The organism is Salinispora mooreana, assembly GCF_000379065.1.
GTDB lineage: Bacteria > Actinomycetota > Actinomycetes > Mycobacteriales > Micromonosporaceae > Micromonospora > Micromonospora mooreana.
Genome location: NZ_KB900614.1, coordinates 668,999 through 689,924, shown reverse-complemented (window position 1 = coordinate 689,924; position 20,926 = coordinate 668,999). Strand labels below are relative to the sequence as shown.

Here is a 20,926-nt window from a genome sequence, read left to right as displayed (position 1 = left end):
ACCCGTATTCGAACTGCCGGAGGACCAGTGCCGCTGCTCTACACCATCGGCAAGCTCACCTTGGCGCCCGCGCTTCGGTTGGGCTTCCGTCCGACCGTGGAAGGGCTGGAGTACGTGCCGGAGACCGGCGGCGCGATCTTCGCTGGCAACCACCTCTCGGTCGCCGACGAGCTCTTCCTCGGCACGACCGTCCCCCGGCACCTGGCCTTCTGGGCCAAGTCCGAGTACTTCAAGGGCACCGGCCTGAAAGGGCGGTTCTCCAGGTTCGTGCTCACCGGCCTCGGCGCCATCCCGGTGGAGCGCGGCGGCGGGCGCGCAGCCCTGTCGGCGTTCGATGCGGCGATCCCCGCGCTCCGCGCCGGTGACCTGGTCGTCGTCTACCCGGAGGGGACCCGCTCCCCGGACGGGCGGCTCTACCGTGGACGTACCGGCGCGGTCCGGCTCGCGGTGACGGCGGGGGTGCCGATCATCCCGGTCGGCATGATCGGCACCGACAAGGTGCAGCCGATCGGCGCGCGGATGCCTCGCCCCCTCACCGGCCGGATCACCGTGCGGTTCGGCAAGCCGTTGGACTTCACCGGGCGGTCGGACGACCGTGCCTCGCTGCGGGCCATGACCGATGAGGTGATGGGCGAGATCCAGAAGCTCACCGGTCAGGAGTATGTCCCGCGGTACGCGCCGGCACGTGGACGTCCGCCCGCGGACGGGGAGCCGGGCGCGGTCTGACCGATGCGCGGTGGCGGAGGGCCCGGCTGGTTGGCCCAGCCGGGACGCCGAGTCGCGGGAATGGAGCCGGAGTCGGGTCAGTCCGACCGGGTGACGATCTGATTCCGTAGGGCGCCGAGGAGGATGGCGCTGTCTGCCACCGAGAGCCGGGTGAAGACGGCGGTGGCGATGCTGCTGTGGTCAACGGAGGTGCAGACCACCACGTCGGTGCCACCGTCGTGACCGATGGCACATCGCCCGTGCTGGCCGTGGACCCCGGTCCCGACGACCTGCGACGCGCCGAGCGCGTACTCGCCGGTGAGCCGCTCCATCTCGTCTTCCGCCGCCGACTTCGGCGCGAGCCAGATTCCGGTGCCACCAAAGACCGTCACCTGCTTGCCCGCACCGGTGTGGTATATGCCGGCGAAGGTGTCGCTGGCCGTCCAGTGCGCCTCGTCCACCCGCCGTGCCAACTCCGCCGCGGTCTGCCCGCTGCTCTGGTCCTCGCGTAGTCGCAGGTCCCTGAACTCGCTGGGGAGGGCGGCGTGCGCCGGGAACTGGTTGAGCGCCGGTGCCGCCCAGTAGGCCGGGCCGCCGCAGCAGCACGCGATGACGAACAGCAGCACCCAGGGCCACCTTCGGCGGTTGCGGCTCCGTGCTGCCGTGTCGGTTGGCTTCGACGTCGGCTGAGCGGGGGCTGGTGGGCGGGCCGAGTCGGCCGGCGCCGGGACCGGACAGCTGCTGGGGGGTGGGGCGGGAGCGCCGGTGGGGGCTGGTGCGGCCGAAGGGAGGACCGCAGGTCCGGTCGGCGGTGACGCTGGCTCCGCCGGGCCGGCGGAGGGCGGCTGCGGCTGCCGCGGGGCCGACGAAGGGAACGAGGCCGACGGGGCCGGTGGGATGGACGGTTCCGACGGGTCCGCTGGGGTCGGCGACAGGGGTGGCAGCTCGATGGAGAGTAGCTCCCACCCGGTGGTGTCGGTGCCGGCCCACGGGTCAACCGGGGTCTGGTCCTCCGGTGCCTCCGGGTGCCTCGCTGCCGCGGCGGGCTCGACCGGCTCGTCCCGCTGTCGCCGGCGCGGCAGGGGCACGGCAGCGGAGCCGCTCCTGGTGGGAGACGGTGGTTGGGCGGTCTCGTCTGCCCGGAACCGCTGAGTGCCGGTCGGGCCGCCCGGTTCGCCGTTGGTCGGCTCCGGCATCGTGTCCATCTCCTCTCGCCGGCCCAAGGCTAGTACCGACATACGCGCGCACGTCCGTGAGCCGCCGCCGTTGGTCTCGTCGTCGGGCGCGTACCCTTGAGCATCATGAGTGCCCTGTCCACCACGCCGCGCAGCGCCGTGGCCAACTCCGTGTGGCCCCGGCTGGAGCCGTTGCTGCCTCAGATCGCCAAGCCCATCCAGTACGTCGGTGGTGAGTTGGGGGCGGTGGTCAAGGACTGGGACACCGCGGCCGTGCGCTGGGCCCTGATGTACCCCGACGCGTACGAGGTCGGCCTGCCCAACCAGGGTGTCCAGATCTTGTACGAGGTGCTCAACGAGCAGCCCGACGTGCTTGCCGAGCGGACGTATGCCGTCTGGCCGGACCTGGAGCGGCTGATGCGCGCCCACCAGGTGCCGCAGTTCACCATCGACGCGCACCGTCCGGTGCGGGACTTCGATGTCTTCGGCGTCTCCTTCGCCACCGAGCTGGGCTACACGAATCTGCTCACCGCGATCGACCTGGCGGGAATTCCGCTCTTGGCCGCCGACCGCGGCGACGCCGACCCGGTGGTCGTCGCCGGTGGGCACGCCGCGTTCAACCCGGAGCCGATCGCCGCGTTTGTTGACGCCGCGGTACTCGGTGACGGCGAGGAAGCGGTCCTGGAGATCACCACGATCGTTCGGGAGTGGAAGGCCGAGGGCTCTCCCGGTGGCCGGGATGAGCTGCTGCTGCGGCTGGCCCGCACCGAGAGCGTCTACGTGCCGCGCTTCTACGACGTGGACTACCTGCCCGACGGCCGAATTCAGCGGGTCGTGCCGAACCGCCCGGACGTGCCGTTTCGGGTGCACAAGCGCACGACGATGGACCTGGACGCGTGGCCGTACCCGAAGAAGCCGCTCGTGCCACTGGCGGAGACGGTCCACGAGCGGTATGCGGTCGAGATCTTCCGGGGCTGCACCCGGGGCTGCCGGTTCTGCCAGGCTGGCATGATCACCCGGCCGGTGCGGGAGCGCTCGATCACCACGGTGGGGCAGATGGTGCGGGAGGGGCTGGAGTTCTCCGGCTTCCACGAGGTGGGCTTGCTCTCGCTCTCCTCGGCCGACCACTCAGAGATCGGCGACATGTGCTCCGGCCTGGCCCAGCAGTATGAGGGCACCAACGTGTCGCTCTCGTTGCCGTCCACCCGGGTGGACGCGTTCAACATCGACCTGGCGCAGGAGCTGGCCCGCAACGGCCGGCGGACCGGTCTGACCTTCGCCCCAGAGGGCGGGTCGGAGCGGATTCGTAAGGTGATCAACAAGATGGTGTCGAAGGACGACCTCATCCGGACCGTGGTCACCGCCTACACCAATGGCTGGCGGCAGGTGAAGCTCTACTTCATGTGCGGCCTGCCGACCGAGACCGACGAGGACGTCCTCGAGATCGCGGAGATGGCGCACGAGGTGATCCGGGCCGGCCGGGCGGCGACCGGCAGCCGGGACATCCGCTGCACGGTCTCCATCGGCGGGTTCGTGCCGAAGCCCCACACCCCGTTCCAGTGGGCGGGGATGGCCCGGCCGGAGGTCATCGACAATCGGCTGCGGCTGCTCAAGCAGGCGGTCAACGCGGATCGTTCGCTGGGCCGGGCGATCGGCTTCCGCTACCACGACGGCGAGCCGTCGCTGATCGAGGGCCTACTCTCCCGCGGTGACCGCCGGGTCAGCGCGGTGATCCGTCGGGTCTGGGAGAACGGCGGCCGGTTCGACGGCTGGAGCGAGCACTTCTCGTACCAGCGTTGGGTGGAGGCCGCCGCGGAGGTGCTGCCCGACTTCGGCGTTGACCTCGACTGGTACACCACCCGGGAGCGCGATGAGCTGGAGGTCCTACCCTGGGACCACCTGGACTCGGGCCTGGACAAGGACTGGCTCTGGCAGGACTGGCAGGACGCCCTGGGCGAGTATGAGCAGGACGACTGCCGGTGGACGCCGTGCTTTGACTGCGGTGTCTGCCCGGCCATGGACACCGAGATCCAGATCGGCCCGACGGGTAGGAAACTGCTTCCGTTGACCCCGGTCAACGGGTTGCGGGTCCCCAGCAACGCCCAGCAGTAGCAGTAGGTCCCGGGGACCGGCGACCGTCGTCGGCCTGAAACCGAGGAGCGCAACGATCAGTAGGAAACGACAGCCGGAGGGCGGGCAGGCGCCGGTCGTCCAGCGGATCCGCCTCCGGTACGCCAAGCGGGGGCCACTGCGGTTCACCTCGCACCGAGATTTTGCGCGCGCCTTCGAGCGGGCGCTGCGTCGGGCCGGCGTACCGATGGCGTACTCCCAGGGCTTCACCCCGCACCCGAAGATCTCCTACGCCAGCGCCGCGCCCACCGGTGTGGCGAGCGAGGCCGAGTACCTGGAGATCGGGTTGCGTGAGTCGGTCGACCCGGCGGCGTTGCGGGCAGCGCTTGACGCGGCCCTCTCGCCCGGACTCGATGTGCTGGATGCGGTGGTGGCGACCGGCGGCAGCCTCGTTGACCGGATCGAGGCGGCGCACTGGCGGATCGAGTTGCCGGGGGTGGGTCCGGAGGTGCTGCGCGCGGCGGTGGCCGCCTTCACCGCTGCGGACGAGGTCTTCGTCGAGCGGATGACCAAGCAGGGCCGGCGGACTTTTGACGCTCGTGCGGCTGTGATCGATGTAAATATGATCATGTCGGATGAGGCACCTTCCGAGGCGGTGGCAGTACCGTGTGCGATACTCGAGCTGGTCGTGCGGCAGGTCACTCCCGCTGTTCGACCCGATGACGTCCTTTCCGGCCTCCGCGTGGTGGCTGACCTGGAGCCGCCGGTGTCGCCGCGCGTGACCCGGCTGGCTCAGGGCACGTTGACCGCGCAGGGTGCGATCGCGGATCCGTTGGACACGGGCCGCGACGGGGCAGTTATCGGTGGACGCTGACCGACGGTCGGTGTCTGGCTAGGCAGACTTCGCCGGTCGCGTGGATCGCGACTGGCGGAAACACCTTTTGCGGCGACCCTGCGTGGCAGCGCTCACCCGCGCCCGGGGTAGCCAGAACTGGAGAACGTCCATGCTCGAGAACGAGCCCGAGGGCGGCGAACGCACCGGCTTCCATCCGGATGGCGAGACCGCCGAACACCGTGCTAGCGACAGCGCTGCCTCCGCGAACACCACGTCGGAGGGGGCCGCCGGGGCCGGCGGGGAACCCGCTGAGGGGTTGGCCGGCCCAGCCACCAGCGAGGCGGCGGCCACCGGCACGGCCGAGCCGGCCGCTCGGGTCCGCAAGCGGGTCAGCCGAAAGCGGGTGACCCCAGTCAGCCGACCGGAACAGACCGAGGCACCGATCGAGGCGGGTAGCGCCGCCGTGCCGGGGGCGGGCGAGGCACCCCAGGCCGAAGTGCTTGCCCCGATCGCGGGCGAGGGTGCGTCGCCGACGAAGGCGACGCGTCGTCGTCGGAAGGCGACGACGGCCAAGGCGCCGGCGGAGCCGGTGCCGGCCTCCGACGCGCAGGAGGAGGTGGTGGCGGACATCGTGCCGCCGGTGAAGGCGACGCGGACCCGCCGCAAGAAGGCCGCCCCCGCGCCGGCCGAGCCCACCTCCACGCCGGCTGACTCGGCTGCTCCGGCCGAGGCCGCTGCTCCGGTGGAGCCGACTGGCGCTCCGGTGGAGCCGACTGCTCCGGTCGAGCCGACCGGTGCTCCGGTGGAGCCCGACACGACCGAACCGGTTGCGGCGACTGAGCAGGAGCAGACCGAGTCGACTCCACCCGCCGGTGCTGCGGTGGGGGAGGTGCCGCCCGGGGTGGTGGCCGAGCCGGTCGAGCCGGAGCGCCCGGCCCGGGGCCGACGTGCCCGGCTCTCCGCTCCGACAGTGCTGTTCATGGCTCCGTTGCCCGAGGAGTCAGTGCCGGCACGGGCTGCCGTGGAGCCGGCCGTGGAGGAACCGGTCGTGGAGGAGCCGGTCGAGACGTCGCGCCGACGCCGGCGGGGTCGCCGCGACGGCGAGCCGACCGCGGAGGCCGGGACCGGGGAGGCCCGGGAGACTGAGGAGATCGAGGAGACCGGGGAGACCGGGGAAGCCGGGGAGCCCCCTGAGGACGAGGACGAGGACGACACCATCGGTGGCCGACGCCGCCGTCGGCGGGGTCGTCGCGGTCGTGGCCGGGGCAAGGGGGGCGCCGACGAGGGCGAGGAGCAGGGGGCCGAGGAGGCCGCTGTCCAGACCGAGGCGGTGGAGCAGGAGGCCGAGGAGGACGATGAGGCCGAGGCTGGAGGAGGCGACGGGCTGACCCGCCGACGCCGCCGTCGGCGCCGGCGTGGTGCCGGAGACGTGGAGGCCGCCGCAGAGGACGGGGTGCCCACGGTCGTCAAGATCCGGGAGCCGCGGCGCACCGTTGACGAGGTGCAGGGCGTCTCCGGCTCAACCCGGCTGGAGGCCAAGCGCCAGCGCCGACGGGACGGCCGCGAGCAGCGCCGGACCCGGCCGCCGATCCTCAGCGAGGCGGAGTTCCTGGCCCGCCGGGAGGCGGTGGACCGGGTGATGGCGGTCCGGCAGCGGGGTGACCGGACGCAGATCGCCGTACTGGAGGACGGGGTGCTGGTCGAGCACTACGTCACCCGTAACTCGGCTGTCACCATGGCCGGCAACGTCTATCTGGGCAAGGTGCAGAACGTCCTGCCCAGCATGGAGGCAGCGTTCGTTGACATCGGGCGCGGCCGCAACGCCGTGCTCTACGCCGGTGAGGTCAACTGGGACGCCACCGGGCTGGAAGGGCGAGCCCGCTCGATCGAGCAGGCCCTCAAGTCCGGTGACTCGGTCCTGGTACAGGTCACCAAGGACCCGATCGGACACAAGGGCGCTCGGCTGACCAGCCATGTGGCGCTCTCCGGCCGGCACCTTGTCTACGTGCCGGGCGGCAACGCCTCCGGGATCAGCCGCAAGCTGCCGGACAACGAGCGTAAGCGCCTGCGGGACGTGCTGAAGAAGCTGGTTCCGGAGGGGGCGGGCGTGATCGTCCGTACCGCCGCTGAGGGTGCCACCGAGGACGAGTTGGCGCGGGATGTCAAGCGCTTGCAGGCGCAGTGGGAGGACATCCAGGCGAAGGCGGCCCGGGGTGGTGCGCCGGTGCTGCTCTACGAGGAGCCAGATCTGGTCATCCGGGTTGTCCGGGACCTCTTCAACGAGGATTTCCGGGAGCTGGTGATTGAGGGCGAGGGTGCGTACGACCAGGTCGAGTCGTACTTGTCGCACGTCTCGCCGGACCTGGTCGCCCGGCTGCGTCGGCACGTGGGCACCGTGGACGTCTTCACCGAGTACCGGATCGACGAGCAGATCCTGAAGGGTCTGGATCGCAAGGTCTTCCTCCCCTCCGGGGGGCACCTGGTGATCGACCGTACTGAGGCGATGACCGTGGTGGACGTGAACACCGGTAAGTACACCGGTGCCGGCGGGAACCTGGAGGAGACGGTCACCCGGAACAACCTGGAAGCCGCCGAGGAGATCGTCCGGCAGCTGCGGCTGCGCGACATCGGTGGCATCGTCGTCGTCGACTTCATCGATATGGTCCTGGAGTCGAACCGGGAGTTGGTGCTGCGTCGGCTGACTGAGTGCCTGGGGCGGGACCGCACCAAGCACCAGGTGACGGAGATCACCTCACTTGGCCTGGTACAGATGACCCGTAAGCGGATCGGTGCCGGCCTACTGGAGGCGTTCAGCGAGACCTGTGAGTGCTGCAAGGGTCGTGGGTTGATCCTGCACACCGAGCCGGTGCCGGAGAAGCCCCGTGCGGGCGGCAGCACCGGAGAGAGGGTCAAGGCGGTGGCGTCGGCCGAGGCGGGCGGGTCGTCCCGCCGGCGGGCGCGGAAGGGGACCGCAGCCGCCGAGCGGACCGCGGCCGAGAGCGAGGAGGCGCGGGACACCAGTACCACCACCGCCCCGGAGGCCACCTCGACGACACCCGGTGCTGACTATTACGACACGATGGGCTATGACCTGTCTCGGTATGAGGTGGAAGCGCCGGCTGCCCCGAGCGCGGTAGCGGGCCAGGGCGGCGAGGTGGCGCGGCTCGCGGCGCCCGACGATCCGGACGCGGTGGGCGGCGAGGACGGCGAGGAGTCCGAGACCGTGGGCCGGCGGCGCTCCCGCCGGGCGGGTACGCGGCGTCGTACCCGCCCCTGACGGCTGTGCCGCGCCGACCGGAACCCGCCCCGCGGGTCCGGTCGGCGCGCCCTCATGGCGGGTAGGGTTCGGCGTTTCGGCCGGCCGGTTTGGGGGAGCTCCAGACCATGGCGTACGCTTGCCGACGGCGCACTTTGGTGTGCCGACCTCCCGCGTGCCCGCGCCGCCGTGCCTGTGTCATCCGGCGAGCCGCCGTGGGAACGACCGCCAGCAGCCTCAACGACAGGGAGTCCGCCTCCGATGTACGCGATCGTCAAGACCGGCGGCAAGCAGTACAAGGTCGCCGAGGGCGACGTGATCGAGGTCGAGAAGCTCGCCGGTGCCCCCGGTGACGCGGTGCAGCTTGCCGCGGTGCTCCTCGTCGACGGTGACGACCTGGTGACCGACGCGGCGAAGCTTGCCAAGGTCGAGGTGTCCGGTGAGATCGCCGCGCACACCAAGGGCCCGAAGATTCGGATCCACAAGTTCAAGAACAAGACCGGCTACCACAAGCGCCAGGGTCACCGTCAGCCGTTGACCCAGGTGAAGGTGACCGGCATCTCCAGCGGGAAGTAGGTCGTCCTCCAATGGCTCACAAAAAGGGTGCGTCCAGCTCGCGTAACGGCCGTGAGTCTGCGGCCCAGCGGCTCGGCGTGAAGCGCTTCGGTGGTCAGCTCGTCAGTGCGGGCGAGATCATCATCCGCCAGCGTGGCACCAAGTTCCACCCGGGTGACCTGGTCGGTCGAGGCGGGGACGACACGCTCTTCGCGTTGGCCGCCGGTTCGGTCCAGTTCGGTTCCAAGCGCGGTCGCAAGACCGTCAGCATCGTTCCGCAGCAGTAGGCTCTCCGGCGAAGCGGGCCGCGGACCTGGTGTCCCGGCCCGCTTCGGCTTTTCTTGTGATCAGTACGACCCTCCGCTGGAAGGATTGGTGGCGTGACGACGTTCGTTGACCGGGTCGTCCTACACCTGCAGGCCGGCGACGGCGGGCACGGCTGTGTCTCGGTTCACCGGGAGAAGTTCAAGCCGTTCGGCGGTCCGGACGGGGGCAACGGCGGGCATGGCGGCAGCGTCTCGCTGGTGGTTGATCCGCAGGTGCACACGTTGCTCGACTTCCACTTCCGTCCGCATGTCAAGGCCGCCAACGGTCGGGGCGGGGCCGGATCGAACCGGGACGGCGCGAACGGTGCCGACCTGGTCCTGAAGGTTCCCAACGGCACCGTCGTGCAGACCGCCGACGGTACGGTGCTCGCCGACCTGGTGGGTGCCGGGACGACCTTCGAGGTGGCCCGGGGCGGCCGAGGTGGCCGGGGTAACGCCTCGCTGGCCAACGCCCGCCGCAAGGCCCCGGGCTTCGCCGAGCTGGGCGAGCCCGGCGATCAGACGGACGTGGTGCTGGAGCTGAAGAGCGTTGCCGACGTCGGTCTGGTCGGCTATCCGTCCGCGGGTAAGTCGTCGCTGATCTCGGTGATCTCCGCTGCGAAGCCGAAGATCGCTGATTACCCGTTCACCACCCTGGTGCCGAACCTCGGCGTGGTCCGGGCGGACAACCACACCTTCACCGTCGCGGACGTACCCGGCCTGATTCCGGGCGCGGCCACCGGCAGGGGGCTCGGCCTGGAGTTCCTCCGGCACATCGAGCGCTGTGCGGTGCTCGTGCACATCGTCGACACCGCGGCCCTGGAGACGGAGCGCGACCCGGTGGCCGACATCGATGCCCTCGAGGCGGAGTTGGGCGCGTACGGTGGCCTGGTTGATCGGCCGCGCCTGGTCGCCCTCAACAAGGTCGACGTGCCGGACGGGCGGGACCTGGCCGAGATTGTCCGGCCGGACCTGGAGGCCCGCGGCTTCCGCGTCTTCGAGGTCTCGGCGGCCACCCGGGCCGGGCTCAAGGAACTGATGTACGCCATGGGCGAGCTGGTGGCGGCGGCGCGTGCGGCGGCACCGCCGGCGGAGCCCGCCCGGACCGTGATCCGTCCCAAGGCCGTCGACGACGCGGGCTTCACCGTGGAGGCTGTGCCGGGCGGTGCCTGGGTGGTGCGGGGTACCCGCCCGGAACGGTGGGTCCGGCAGACGAACTTCGATAACGAGGAGGCGGTCGGCTACCTGGCTGACCGACTGGCCCGGCTCGGCGTCGAGGAGAAGCTCGGCAAGGCCGGTGCGCAGGCGGGCGACCTGGTCCGAATCGGCGAACGCGAGTTCGACTGGCAGCCGACGCTGTACACCGAGTTCGTCCCCGGGGTACGCGGTGGTGACCAGCGGCTGGCGGAGAAGTCGGAGCGGCCGTCGGCCGCCGAGCGGCTGGCGGCCCGCAAGGCCCGGCGGCAGCGCCCAGACGACGAGGCCGAAACCGGCGAGCCGGTCGGCGACGACGCGGAGTGACCGACCGCACCGGCTGAGCGCCCGGCCTCCGCACCGGGCGAGGGCCAGTTTGGGCTGGCGGGCAGTTGGCCGGCGGATGGGTCAGGGCCGGTCCAGGGGAGTGTCGAGTCGTCCCCCGGTGCCTTTCTGGTTGGACAGGAGCAGGCCGAGTACGAGCATCGCGAAGCCGAGCCCGAGGTGTAGCCAGTTGTCGGCGTCGTTCACCGGGATCACGTTGGCGGAGCTGGACCGGTCGATCGCGAGCCCATAGATCCACAGGGCGAGGGTGAGCGCGCCACCCACGGTGAGGAAGACCCGTGCCCCGCCTACCCGACGGGCCAGCACCAGCCCGGCCAGGCCGGAGCCCAGGAGCAGGATGTTGTGCAGGAAAGAGACCTGGAACAGGCCAAACAGCTTCGCTCCTGAGTCCGGCCCGGCGAACCGCAACTCGTCATAGTCGGTGGTGATTCCGGGTACGAAGCCGAGTACTCCCAGTAGGAGGAGGATTCCCGCCACGGCGAGGGCCGCGACCTGGAGCCCGGTCCTCGACCGCGCTCGTGCGTGCTCTGCCATGCGTGCACCTCCGTCGATCCGCAGCCCATGGCGCCGTGGCGCGGGCTCGCCCCCGACCCGACAGTCCATCATTGTCCGGTCCCACCAGCGGACTCCGCAGCCAAACGGTGGATCACACCGGTGGCCGGCCAGAACCCGGGTGTGCGGGCGAAGGGGAGGACGCAGCGCCTCGGCCTGGACCGTAGATCCAGGCCGAGGCGGTCCAGCCGAGTCAGTCCAGGTCGAACTCGCCGTCCTGGGCGCCGGCGACGAAGGCGTCCCACTCGGCCTGGGTGAACACGAGTACCGGTCCGTCCGGCTCGGCGGAGTTCCGCATGCCGATCAGGTCGTCAACGAACGCGACCTCGACGGCGGCCTCGGAGGTGTCGCCCTCGGCTCGCTGCCAGACGGCCCGCGAGACATCGAAGTCGCCTTTGGGGTGCGTCGTCATGGTCCAGTCCTCCAGTGCCGTGGGTGGGGGGAGTTCGTATTGTTCCATCGGGCAGGATAAGCGGATGCCGAGCCTTACCCGCGTAGAGGCGACCGCGCGCGCCGCTGTGATTTCCGTCGAGTCCTATCAGGTGGACCTCGACGTGACCGGCGACAAAGGGTTTCGTTCGCAGGTCACCATCCGATTTCGGGCGACCCCCGGCTCCCGAACGTTCGTCGAGTGCCAGCCGCAGACGCTGCGCTCGGTCCGAATCAACGACACCGACCTTGACCCCGCCCTGCTGGTCGACAACCGGCTGCCACTGACCGACCTCGCCGAGCGGAATACGCTGACGGTCGAGGCGGAGATGGCGTACACCAATACCGGTGAGGGGATGCACCGCTTTGTCGACCCGGCCGACGGGGAGACCTACCTGTACGCCATGTCCTTCCTCGACCATGCCCAGCGCATCTTCGCCGCCTTCGACCAACCCGACCTCAAGGCCCCGGTCACCCTCACGGTGACCGCCCCCGAGCACTGGACCGTCGCCGCGAACGGCGCACTGGCTGCCGCGCCCCGTCCAGGGCGGTGGGAGTTCGCCCCGACCGCACCGCTGGCCACGTATCTGGTCTCGTTGATCGCCGGGCCCTGGTACGTCCACCGGGACGAGCATGACGGCATCCCGCTCGGCGTCTGGTGTCGTCGGTCGCTCGCGAGGCACCTGGACTCGGAGATCGACGAGATTCTCACGATCACGAAACAGTGCCTGGACCGGTATCACCAGCTCTTTGCGCAGCGGTACCCGTTCGGCAAGTACGACCAGGCGTTCGTACCGGAGTTCAACGCCGGGGCCATGGAGAATCCGGGGCTGGTGACCATCCGGGATGACTACGTCTTCCGGTCCGCGGTCACCGAGAGCGAGCGCGAGTGGCGGGCCAGCACCATCGCGCACGAGATGGCGCACATGTGGTTCGGGGACCTGGTCACCATGCGGTGGTGGGACGACCTGTGGCTGAACGAGTCGTTCGCCGAGTACCTGGCCACCCGGGTGATCGCGGAGGTCACCCGCTTCGATCGCGGCTGGACGACCTTCGCGATGCGGCGCAAGATCTGGGGGTACGCGGCCGACCAGCGCCCGTCGACCCACCCGGTCGCCCCGGCGGAGGTGACCGACGCCGCCCAGGCCATGCTCAACTTCGACGGCATCTCGTACGCGAAGGGCGCCGCGGTGCTGCGCCAGCTCGTGGCCTGGCTCGGCGACGACGACTTCCTGGCCGGGCTCAACGCGTACTTCGCCGAGCGCCGGTTCGGTAACGCCACGTTGGCGGACCTGCTGGCCAGCCTGACCGCGGCCAGCGGACGCGACCTGACCGGCTGGGCCCGGTGCTGGCTGCGTACCGCGCAGGTCAACACGCTGCGGGCAGAGGTATCGCTCGACGCCGATGGCCGATACGCCGAGGTGGCCCTGGTGCAGAGCGGACCGGAGTCCCACCCGGTGCTGCGCCCGCACCGGATCGGCGTCGCTCGGTACGCCGCTGACGGCACCGCGGAGCACTGTCTGGTGGACCTTGAGCCCTCCGTTGATGGTGGTCGCACGGTGCTCACGGACCTGGCTGGGCAGGTGGCCGCCCGGCTGCTGCTGCCGAACGCCGGCGACCTGACCTACGCCAAGATCCGATTGGACCCGGCATCGGCGGACGCGGTACCGCTGTTGCTGCCCCGTCTGACCGACTCGCTCGCGCGGGCGCTGCTCTGGGGAGCCGAGCTGGACGCCGTCACTGATGGGGAGCGGCCGGTGCTGGAGCTGGTGCAGCTGATCACCACCGCGTTACCGGCCGAGACCGAGGTGGTGATCGTCGAGGATGTGGTCGTGATCAGTCGGTCGCTGATCAACCGCTACCTCGCCCCCCGCCCCCGCAAGGCGGCCCTGGCCCAGGTCGCCGCCGCCACCGGGCAGCTGCTCGCCACCGCGCCGCCCGGTGGTTCGCTGCAGCTCGCCGCAGCTCGGGGGTGGGTCGCCGCGACCGACGACGTGGACCGGCTGGCCGGTTGGCTGGCCGGCCAGGGCAGGCCGCCGGGGCTCGCGATCGACGCGGAGCTGCGGTGGGCGGTGCTGGGGCGGCTGGTGGCGCTGGGTGGAGCCGGTGCGGCGGAGATCGCCGCTGAGGCGGCAGCCGACCCGAGTGCCACCGGGGCCGAGCGGGCTGCTCGTTGTCGCGCGGCCCTGCCCGACGTGGCGGCCAAAGAGGCTGCCTGGGAGATCATCGTGGCGGACACGGAATGCTCCAACCGCCTGGTTGAGGCTACCGCGAGGGGCTTCTGGCAACCGGAGCAGGCGACGCTGACCGCCCCATACGTGGGGCGGTACCTTGCCGACATGCCGGCCGCCTCGCGGTTGCGTACCCCGTGGGCGGCGGAGCGGATCGCGGAGCGGGCGTTCCCGCGCTATGCGGTCGCACAGAGCACCCGGGAGGGCGTCGCGAAGCTGCTCACCCGGGGGGATCTCACCCGAGGCCTTCGTCGGACGTTGATCGACGCGGACGACGACATGCGCCGGGCGCTGGTCGCCCGGACCGCCGTCGCGGCGGTGGACGCCTGAGGAGCGCGGGTCAGGCCGGCGCGGACACAGTCATAGCCGACTCGGCGCAATCCCACTTTTCGGCCGAGCCCGCGTTGATCTCGGGCAGCGGGAAGGCCGGATCCGGGTCGGCCTCGTGCAGCGGGAAGGCCGGATCCGCGTCGGCCTCGGGCGACGGGTAGCCGGGGCGGCGCCGGTGCTGGCTGCGGTCGGCCTAAGATCGCGGGGTGGAGCAAGATATCCGGCGGGTGGGAATCATGGGCGGCACGTTTGACCCGATCCACCATGGGCACCTGGTCGCAGCGAGCGAGGTCGCCGATCGGTTCGGGCTGGACGAGGTGATCTTCGTCCCCACCGGGCAGCCGTGGCAGAAGGCAGACGAGCCGGTCAGCCCCGCCGAGGACCGATACCTGATGACGGTCATCGCCACCGCCTCCAACCCTCGCTTCCAGGTCAGTCGGGCCGACATCGACCGCGGTGGTCCCACCTACACCATCGACACGCTGCGTGACCTGCGGGCCCTGTATGGCGCCAAGGTGCAGCTCTTCTTCATCACCGGCGCGGACGCCCTGGCGAAGATCCTTTCGTGGAAGGACCTGGACGAGGCCTTCGAGTTGGCCCACTTCATCGGGGTGACCCGGCCCGGCTTCAGGTTGTCCGACGCCCACCTGCCCGCCGACACGGTGAGCCTGGTGCAGGTGCCCGCGATGGCGATCTCCTCCACCGACTGCCGGGCCCGGGTCTCCCGGAGCGAGCCGCTGTGGTATCTGGTGCCCGACGGTGTGGTGCAGTACATCGCAAAACGGCGGCTCTACCAGCAGTGATCCGTCCCGGTCTGGGGCCGTTACGGCCCGGACGCGCCGTAACCGACCGGCCGTCTCGCCCTTTCATGTGAGACGCTTGGAGGGTCGCACGCATGATCGAAGGAGAACGGTGACAGTTTCCGAACGCGCACACGAGCTGGCGACCGCCGCCGCCCAGGCCGCCGCCGACAAGAGGGCGCAGGACATCGTCATCATTGATGTGGGTGATCAGCTCGCCATCACCGACGCGTTCCTGCTCGCCGCCGCCCCCAACGAGCGTCAGGTGCTCGCCATCGTTGACGCGATCGAGGAGCGCCTGCTGCAGCTGCCGGAGAAGGCCAAGCCGGTCCGGCGTGAGGGGGAGCGGGGCGGTCGTTGGGTGCTGCTCGACTACGTGGACATCGTTGTGCACGTCCAGCACACCGAGGAGCGCGAGTTCTACGCGTTGGACCGGCTCTGGAAGGACTGCCCGCAGATTCCCTTCGTTGACCGTGATCTTGCCGCCGCTGAGCCCGGCGCCGCCGAATGACTCGGCTGATTGTCTGGCGGCACGGCAACACCGACTGGAACGCCAGCGGCCGCGTGCAGGGGCAGACCGACACCGGTCTGAACGACCTCGGTCGGGAGCAAGCCCGTGCTGCGGCCCAGCTACTCGCCGGGCTGCAGCCCGATGCGATCTTCGCCAGTGACCTGCGGCGGGCGGCAGACACGGCCGCCGCTCTGGGCGCCCTGACCGGGCTGCCGATCCACACCGACATCCGGCTGCGGGAACGGCACTTCGGGCCCTGGCAGGGGCTGCGGCTCACCGAGGCGGCCGAACAGTACCCGGACGAGTACGCCCGCTGGCGGGCCGGTGACCCGGACCCAGGAGCCGGCATCGAGACCTTGGACGACCTCGGTAAGCGGCTGGGTGTCGCGTTCCAGGAGGCCGCCGACACCGTCGGCGACGGGACGGTGGTGGTCGCCACCCATGCTGGTGGTGCCCGGCAGGGCATCGGTCAGCTACTCGGCTGGGAGCCCGCCGTGCTGCGTACGATCGACTCGCTGCGTAACTGCCACTGGACCGAGCTGTGGCACGACGAACTGCGGGGTTGGCGCCTACGGGCACACAACATTGGGCCCCGCTACGACGCCGACCTCACCTGTAGCAACCTGTAGCGGATCTCCGCCGGCGGCTCTCCGGTTTGTAGGCATACATCGGTTAAGTTCCGGGGGTCTGGTGTGTGCCCGACTGGGTGTGGTCGGGGGCACCGACCCCACCCCCGCCTCGGCCGCGGCTGTGGTGCGGGCGGAGAAGCCGGACATGGGCACGCTGATCCCGCACGGCACCCAGGGTGAGCAGTCCCGCATCGACCTGGGCGACGAGCAGACCGGCAACGTGAAGGCCATCATCGAGGCCACCAAGGCCACCGGGATGGACGAGCGGGCCGCCGTGGTCGCCATCGCCACCAGTCTGCAGGAGTCGAAGCTGGAGAACCTGGGCCACCTGGGTGCGCGCAACGACCACGACTCGCAGGGCCTGTTCCAGCAGCGCCCGTCCAGTGGTTGGGGCAGCGTGGAGCAGATCACCGACCCCGCCTACTCCACCACCGCGTTCCTGGATGCTCTCAAGCAGGTCGAGGGCTGGCAGGACATGCCCCTGACCGAAGCCGCGCAGACGGTGCAGGTGTCGGCGTTCCCGTTCCACTACGCCCAGTGGGAGACCCAGGCCGCCGACCTCGTCGCCGAGCACTGGACCAGCTAACCCACCCGCACCACACACCAGACCCAACCCACACAAGGGGGAAAGAAACTGGTGGCCAGCACCCGAACCAGGGTGCCGGCCACCAGTCGTCTCCGGCGGTTCTGACCGGTTTCTGCCTCGGCGACGCCGGTCCGCATCGGCTAGCGTTCCGGCATGCCCATCGCGGTTGTCACCGACTCCACCGCCTACCTTCCCCCTGGGCTGCTGGCCACTCACCAGCTAACAGTGGTGCCCTTGACCGTCGTGCTCAACGGCGTGGAAGGGCGGGAGGGGGTGGAGACCTTTCCCGCTGACGCCACCCAGGCCTTGAGTGCGCGGCGGGTGTCAGTCAGTACCTCCCGGGTGGCCCCCGCGCAGTTTGTGCGCACGTACCGTCGACTCCTCGACGACGGTGCCGACGGCATCGTCTCGGTGCACCTGTCCGCGGGGCTCTCCGGCACTGTCGAGTCCGCGCGCCTGGCCGCCGCGGAGTTCGGCGACCGAGTGGCGGTGGTGGACAGCCGTTCCTGTGGCATGGGCATCGGATTCCCCGCGGTGGCCGCTGCCGAGGCTGCGGCAGCCGGTGCCGACCTGACCGCCGCTCACGCTGCCGCCCAGCAGGCCGTAGCGCGGACCACCATCTACTTCTACGTCGACACGTTGGAGTTTCTCCGTCGGGGCGGCCGGATCAATGCCGCCTCGGCGTTGCTCGGCACTGCGCTCTCGGTGAAGCCGATCATGCACATGCCGGATGGGGTGATCGTCCTCCGGGACCGGGTGCGTACCGCCAGCCGGGGCGTCGCCCGCCTGGTGGACCTCGCTGTCGAGGCTGCCGGGGACGCCGACGTTGACCTGGCTCTGCATCACCTTGCCGCGCCGCAGCGCGCCGAGGCACTCCAGACGGCGTTGGCGGCGCGGTTCGGTGACCGCCTGCGGAGCACGTACGTCACAGAGGCCGGTGCGGTGGTCGCCGCGCATGCGGGGCCCGGCCTGGTCTGCGTGGTCGTGCACCGCCGTCCGCCTGCCGAGGGCTGACCAGGCTGCTCGTGCTCCAGCGGATGGGCTGTCGGAGGCGCGATTGGTAGCACATCGCGACCATGGTCAGGGGGCTGTCCACAGGCGCGCTCCCATCCACAGCGGAGCCTTGCGCGGTGAGCACTCATTTCGCCCGTCGGCCTAGCGTCGCGCCGTGTCATACGACGAGGAGAGGGTGGTCCGGGACCGCCTGCACCGAGTGCTGCCGGCAGGCGAACTGTCCGGCATCGGCCAGCAGATGGCGGAGGCCCCGGCAACGATGACGCGACCGGAGGCGCCGGACAGTCCACGAGGCACCCCACCTGACGGGTGGGAGGGGGAGCCGCTGCCCACCGCCCAACTGGACGGAGAGCCTGCGAGCCGAGTCTTGTCGGGACCGGGCGCTTTCGATCCGGGGCGGCGTGGGGTGCGGGCATTGGCTCTCGTCGCCGTGCTGGTGGTGCTCGGGGCGGGCTTCTGGGCGTGGCAGTCCCGGCCTCAGGTCGAGCCGGTCGAGCCGGTCGCAGCGGTGACACCGGTCGCTCCGTCCGCCTCCGTCGAACCGACGGAGGCGGGTGGTGAGTTGGTGGTGGCGGTCGCCGGTAAGGTCCGCCGACCGGGACTTGTCCGGGTGCCGGCCGGTGCCCGCGTCGCCGACGCGGTGCAGGCAGCCGGTGGGGCGCTGCCCGGTGTTGATGTCGCGCTGTTCAATCCGGCCCGGAAGGTAGCCGATGGGGAACTCATCCTGATCGGTGTCACCGCGCCACCGGGGATGGCTCCCGCTGGTGGGGAGGCGGGAGCGGTGCCCGGCGGCAAGATCAACCTCAACACCGCCACCCTGGCGCAGCTCGACACGCTGCCCGGAGTCGGCCCGGTGCTCGCGCAGCGCATCCTCGACCACCGTGAAGAGCATGGCGGCTTCCGGTCGGTGAGCGACCTGCGCCAGGTTGGCGGCATCGGCGACACCCGGTACGAGCAGCTCAAGGACCTGGTGACGGTGTGAGAAGCCACCGCGACGGGCAGCGCCCTGGGCCTGCTCGTCGGGCAACTGCACCAGACGCATCCGACCCGCCGGACCTCCGGCTGGCTGGCCTGGCCACCGCCGCGTGGCTGGCCGCGCTGGCCGGCCTGTACCTGCACGCCGGGGCGTCGCTGCTCGTCGCCGCGATCGCCGCTGTGGTGGCCGCCGCCGGTGGGGTCTACCTGTCTGGGCTTCTCGGCCGGCCGCCCGCAGCCGTCCGCCGGTATGGCTGGACGGCCATCGCCGTCCTGCTCGGCGTGGTGTGCGGAGCGAGCGTCACCGCCGCCCGGGTAGCCGTACGGGACGCTACCCCGGTGCGTGCCCTCGTCGAGGAGCGGGCCACCGTAACCGTCGACCTGGTCGTCCGGGATGATCCTCGGCTGGTCCGGTCTGGTTCTGGGCGACCCGCCACGTTCTTGGTGGCAGCGGAGTCGACTCGCATCACCGGTCTTGACGGGCACCGGGTCGAGGCGCGGGTCCGGATGCTGGTCCTCGCTACCGAGCCGGCCTGGCGAGCACTGCTGCCGGGGCAGCGGCTGACCGCCGAAGGTCGGCTCGCTGCTCCGCGGGGCGGCGATCTGACCGCTGCGGTCCTGTCGTCAAACCGGGCTCCGGTCCCACACGGGTCGCCGCCGGGCTTGCAGCGTGCCGCCGGCACGCTCCGCACCGGCCTCCAGGAAGCCTGCGAGCCGCTACCGGACGAGCGGGGTGGCCTGCTGCCCGGCCTGGTGGTGGGCGACACGAGTCGGCTGCCCGATTCGGTGCGGGAGGACTTTCTCGACACCGGAATGACCCACTTGACAGCGGTATCTGGATCCAACGTCGCGATCGTCGTTGGTGCGGTGTTGCTGCTTGCTCGTTGGGGGCGGGCGGGTCCCTGGCTTGCCGCGGGGCTCTGTGTGGTCGCGTTGGTGGGGTTTGTGATCTTGGTTCGTCCGTCGCCGAGTGTGGTGCGGGCGGCTGCGATGGGCGCGATCGGGCTGGCTGCGCTCGCCGTTGGTCGGCCGCGAGCGGCGTTGCCGGCTCTGGCCGCGGCGGTCACGGTGCTGGTGCTTGTCGATCCTGAGCTGGCGGGAGATTTCGGTTTCGCGCTCTCAGTGCTCGCTACCGGTGGGTTGCTGTTGTTGGCGCCGCGTTGGCGGGACGCCTTACGCCGTCGTCGGGTGCCGGCGGGGGTTGCTGAGGCGTTGGCGGTGCCGGCCGCTGCGCAGGTGGCCTGCGCGCCGGTGGTCGCCGGGATTTCGGGCACGGTCAGTGTGGTCGCGGTGCCGGCGAATCTGTTGGTGGCACCGGCTATCGCGCCGGCCACGGTGCTCGGTGTGGTGGCGGCGGCGCTGTCGCCGCTCTGGTCGGCGGGTGCGGAGTTTCTGGCCTGGCTGGCCAGTTGGCCGGCGTGGTGGCTGGTCACGGTGGCGCACTACGGGGCGCGGGCGCCGGCCGGGGCGTTGCCCTGGCCGGCGGGGGTCGGGGGTGCGTTACTGCTGGCGGGGTTGACTGTGGCGTTGCTGGTGGCGGTCCGTCGCCGGGTGGTGCGCCGGCTGGTGGCGGTGACCGCGGTTGCGGCCGTGCTCGGTGCGTTGCCGGTGCGGCTGGTGGCTGCTGGTTGGCCGCCGGCGGGTTGGGTGGTGGTGGCGTGTGCGGTCGGTCAGGGTGATGCGCTGGTTCTGCCGGCTGGGCCGGGGCGGGGGGTGGTGGTGGATGCCGGGGCGGAGCCGGGGGTGGTGGATCGTTGCCTACGTCGGATCGGTGTCCGGGAGGTACCGCTGCTGGTGATCAGCCACTTCCATCACGATCATGTGGGTGGGGTGGCCGGTGTCCTCCGGGGGCGGCGGGTCGCGGCTGTGCTCGCTCCGTCGTGGTCGGAGCCGGCGTTCGGCCGGGACCTGGTCCAGGTTGCGGCGGCGGCAGGTCCCATCGAGATATTCTCCGCGCCGGCCGGTTGGGGCTACCGGGCCGGTGCGGTGGAGTTGACCCTGATCGGTCCACCGGTTCCGCTGCGGGGCACCCGTTCCGATCCGAACAACAACTCGCTTGTCCTGCTGGCCACCGTCAACGGGGTGCGGATCCTGTTGACTGGAGATGCCGAGATCGAGGAGCAGCAGGCCCTGCTCGACCATGCGCCGGCGGGTGGGCTCCGCGCGCACGTGTTGAAGGTCGCCCATCACGGTTCGGCGTATCAGGACCCGGCGTTTCTCGACGCGGTCCGGCCGCTGGTCGCGGTGGTCCCGGTCGGCCAGGAGAACACCTACGGGCATCCGGATGCGTCGGTGCTGGGTCATCTTGCCCGCGGCGGAGCCCGGATCCTCCGCACCGACCTTGATGGGGACATTGCCGTGGTGACCCGACCGTCCGGGTTGGCCGTCGTCACCCGCGGCGCCGAGGACCCGACCAGGCGTTAGTTATG

At 70.8% G+C, this 20,926-nt stretch carries 17 protein-coding genes and 1 pseudogene; 15 read left to right on the top strand and 3 right to left on the bottom strand.

Annotation, left to right across the window (positions count from 1 at the left end):
* Window positions 1-27: 27 nt before the first annotated feature.
* Window positions 28-726, top strand: coding sequence for a lysophospholipid acyltransferase family protein (locus SALPAC6_RS0103270; protein WP_018252016.1), 699 nt, complete (start codon window positions 28-30; stop codon window positions 724-726).
* 77 nt (window positions 727-803) lie between these two features.
* Here SALPAC6_RS0103270 and SALPAC6_RS0103265 read toward each other — a convergent pair whose 3' ends face one another.
* A complete protein-coding gene (locus tag SALPAC6_RS0103265) occupies window positions 804-1,901 on the bottom strand; it encodes a hypothetical protein (protein ID WP_026189281.1) in 1,098 nt (365 codons plus the stop codon).
* 105 nt (window positions 1,902-2,006) lie between these two features.
* On the opposite strand from SALPAC6_RS0103265, the gene SALPAC6_RS0103260 reads away from it, so the two are divergent.
* The 6 genes from SALPAC6_RS0103260 (at window position 2,007) to obgE (ending at window position 10,422) form a co-directional block, all read left to right on the top strand.
* Window positions 2,007-3,992, top strand: coding sequence for a TIGR03960 family B12-binding radical SAM protein (locus tag SALPAC6_RS0103260; RefSeq protein ID WP_018252015.1), 1,986 nt, complete (start codon window positions 2,007-2,009; stop codon window positions 3,990-3,992).
* Window positions 3,993-4,098: 106 nt separating this feature from the next.
* Window positions 4,099-4,824 carry a TIGR03936 family radical SAM-associated protein gene (locus tag SALPAC6_RS0103255; RefSeq protein ID WP_080635991.1) on the top strand — a complete coding sequence of 242 codons (726 nt, stop codon included), beginning with the start codon at window positions 4,099-4,101 and terminating at the stop codon, window positions 4,822-4,824.
* 130 nt (window positions 4,825-4,954) lie between these two features.
* The gene (locus SALPAC6_RS0103250; protein ID WP_018252013.1) at window positions 4,955-8,062 is read left to right on the top strand and encodes an Rne/Rng family ribonuclease; all 3,108 of its coding nucleotides are present in this window, start codon (window positions 4,955-4,957) and stop codon (window positions 8,060-8,062) included.
* A gap of 240 nt (window positions 8,063-8,302) precedes the next feature.
* A complete protein-coding gene (gene rplU / locus SALPAC6_RS0103245; protein WP_018223008.1) occupies window positions 8,303-8,617 on the top strand; it encodes a 50S ribosomal protein L21 in 315 nt (104 codons plus the stop codon).
* Between the two features lie 11 nt (window positions 8,618-8,628).
* Window positions 8,629-8,883 carry a 50S ribosomal protein L27 gene (gene rpmA / locus SALPAC6_RS0103240; protein WP_018252012.1) on the top strand — a complete coding sequence of 85 codons (255 nt, stop codon included), beginning with the start codon at window positions 8,629-8,631 and terminating at the stop codon, window positions 8,881-8,883.
* A 93-nt stretch (window positions 8,884-8,976) separates the two neighbouring features.
* A complete protein-coding gene (obgE, locus tag SALPAC6_RS0103235; protein WP_018252011.1) occupies window positions 8,977-10,422 on the top strand; it encodes a GTPase ObgE in 1,446 nt (481 codons plus the stop codon).
* A gap of 81 nt (window positions 10,423-10,503) precedes the next feature.
* Here obgE and SALPAC6_RS0103230 read toward each other — a convergent pair whose 3' ends face one another.
* Both SALPAC6_RS0103230 and SALPAC6_RS0103225 read right to left on the bottom strand, forming a co-directional pair.
* Window positions 10,504-10,974, bottom strand: coding sequence for a DUF4383 domain-containing protein (locus SALPAC6_RS0103230; RefSeq protein WP_018252010.1), 471 nt, complete (start codon window positions 10,972-10,974; stop codon window positions 10,504-10,506).
* Window positions 10,975-11,185: 211 nt separating this feature from the next.
* Window positions 11,186-11,404, bottom strand: a complete 219-nt coding sequence (locus SALPAC6_RS0103225) for a DUF397 domain-containing protein (protein ID WP_018216626.1) — start codon at window positions 11,402-11,404, stop codon at window positions 11,186-11,188.
* Between the two features lie 64 nt (window positions 11,405-11,468).
* Here SALPAC6_RS0103225 and pepN point away from each other — a divergent pair, with 64 nt between their 5' ends.
* From pepN to SALPAC6_RS0103180, 8 genes and pseudogenes are all read left to right on the top strand, one after another.
* Window positions 11,469-13,982 (top strand): aminopeptidase N, encoded by a 2,514-nt coding sequence (gene pepN, locus SALPAC6_RS0103220; protein ID WP_018252009.1) that lies wholly within the window; start codon window positions 11,469-11,471, stop codon window positions 13,980-13,982.
* Between the two features lie 206 nt (window positions 13,983-14,188).
* Window positions 14,189-14,785, top strand: a complete 597-nt coding sequence (gene nadD, locus SALPAC6_RS0103215) for a nicotinate-nucleotide adenylyltransferase (protein WP_026189279.1) — start codon at window positions 14,189-14,191, stop codon at window positions 14,783-14,785.
* 109 nt (window positions 14,786-14,894) lie between these two features.
* Entirely contained in the window at window positions 14,895-15,293 is a 399-nt protein-coding gene (rsfS, locus tag SALPAC6_RS0103210; protein WP_018216623.1) for a ribosome silencing factor, read from the top strand.
* Window positions 15,290-15,922: a histidine phosphatase family protein gene (locus SALPAC6_RS0103205; RefSeq protein ID WP_018252007.1), complete on the top strand. Its 633-nt coding sequence runs from the start codon at window positions 15,290-15,292 to the stop codon at window positions 15,920-15,922. Before rsfS ends, SALPAC6_RS0103205 begins: the two co-directional genes overlap by 4 nt.
* A 91-nt stretch (window positions 15,923-16,013) precedes the next feature.
* Window positions 16,014-16,508: pseudogene (locus SALPAC6_RS0103200) on the top strand (hypothetical protein); the annotation flags it as partial.
* Window positions 16,509-16,661: 153 nt separating this feature from the next.
* A complete protein-coding gene (locus SALPAC6_RS0103190) occupies window positions 16,662-17,522 on the top strand; it encodes a DegV family protein (RefSeq protein WP_018252004.1) in 861 nt (286 codons plus the stop codon).
* A gap of 154 nt (window positions 17,523-17,676) precedes the next feature.
* Window positions 17,677-18,504, top strand: a complete 828-nt coding sequence (locus SALPAC6_RS0103185) for a ComEA family DNA-binding protein (protein WP_026189277.1) — start codon at window positions 17,677-17,679, stop codon at window positions 18,502-18,504.
* Window positions 18,501-20,921: a ComEC/Rec2 family competence protein gene (locus SALPAC6_RS0103180; protein WP_018252002.1), complete on the top strand. Its 2,421-nt coding sequence runs from the start codon at window positions 18,501-18,503 to the stop codon at window positions 20,919-20,921. Before SALPAC6_RS0103185 ends, SALPAC6_RS0103180 begins: the two co-directional genes overlap by 4 nt.
* Window positions 20,922-20,926: the final 5 nt, after the last annotated feature.

Coding starts and splice junctions, on each gene's coding strand:
- SALPAC6_RS0103265 (WP_026189281.1), bottom strand. CDS start 1,901: ATGCCGGAGCCGACCAACGGCGAACCGGGCGGCCCGACCGGCACTCAG.
- SALPAC6_RS0103260 (WP_018252015.1), top strand. CDS start 2,007: ATGAGTGCCCTGTCCACCACGCCGCGCAGCGCCGTGGCCAACTCCGTG.
- SALPAC6_RS0103250 (WP_018252013.1), top strand. CDS start 4,955: ATGCTCGAGAACGAGCCCGAGGGCGGCGAACGCACCGGCTTCCATCCG.
- rplU (WP_018223008.1), top strand. CDS start 8,303: ATGTACGCGATCGTCAAGACCGGCGGCAAGCAGTACAAGGTCGCCGAG.
- rpmA (WP_018252012.1), top strand. CDS start 8,629: ATGGCTCACAAAAAGGGTGCGTCCAGCTCGCGTAACGGCCGTGAGTCT.
- SALPAC6_RS0103230 (WP_018252010.1), bottom strand. CDS start 10,974: ATGGCAGAGCACGCACGAGCGCGGTCGAGGACCGGGCTCCAGGTCGCG.
- SALPAC6_RS0103225 (WP_018216626.1), bottom strand. CDS start 11,404: ATGACGACGCACCCCAAAGGCGACTTCGATGTCTCGCGGGCCGTCTGG.
- pepN (WP_018252009.1), top strand. CDS start 11,469: ATGCCGAGCCTTACCCGCGTAGAGGCGACCGCGCGCGCCGCTGTGATT.
- SALPAC6_RS0103205 (WP_018252007.1), top strand. CDS start 15,290: ATGACTCGGCTGATTGTCTGGCGGCACGGCAACACCGACTGGAACGCC.
- SALPAC6_RS0103190 (WP_018252004.1), top strand. CDS start 16,662: ATGCCCATCGCGGTTGTCACCGACTCCACCGCCTACCTTCCCCCTGGG.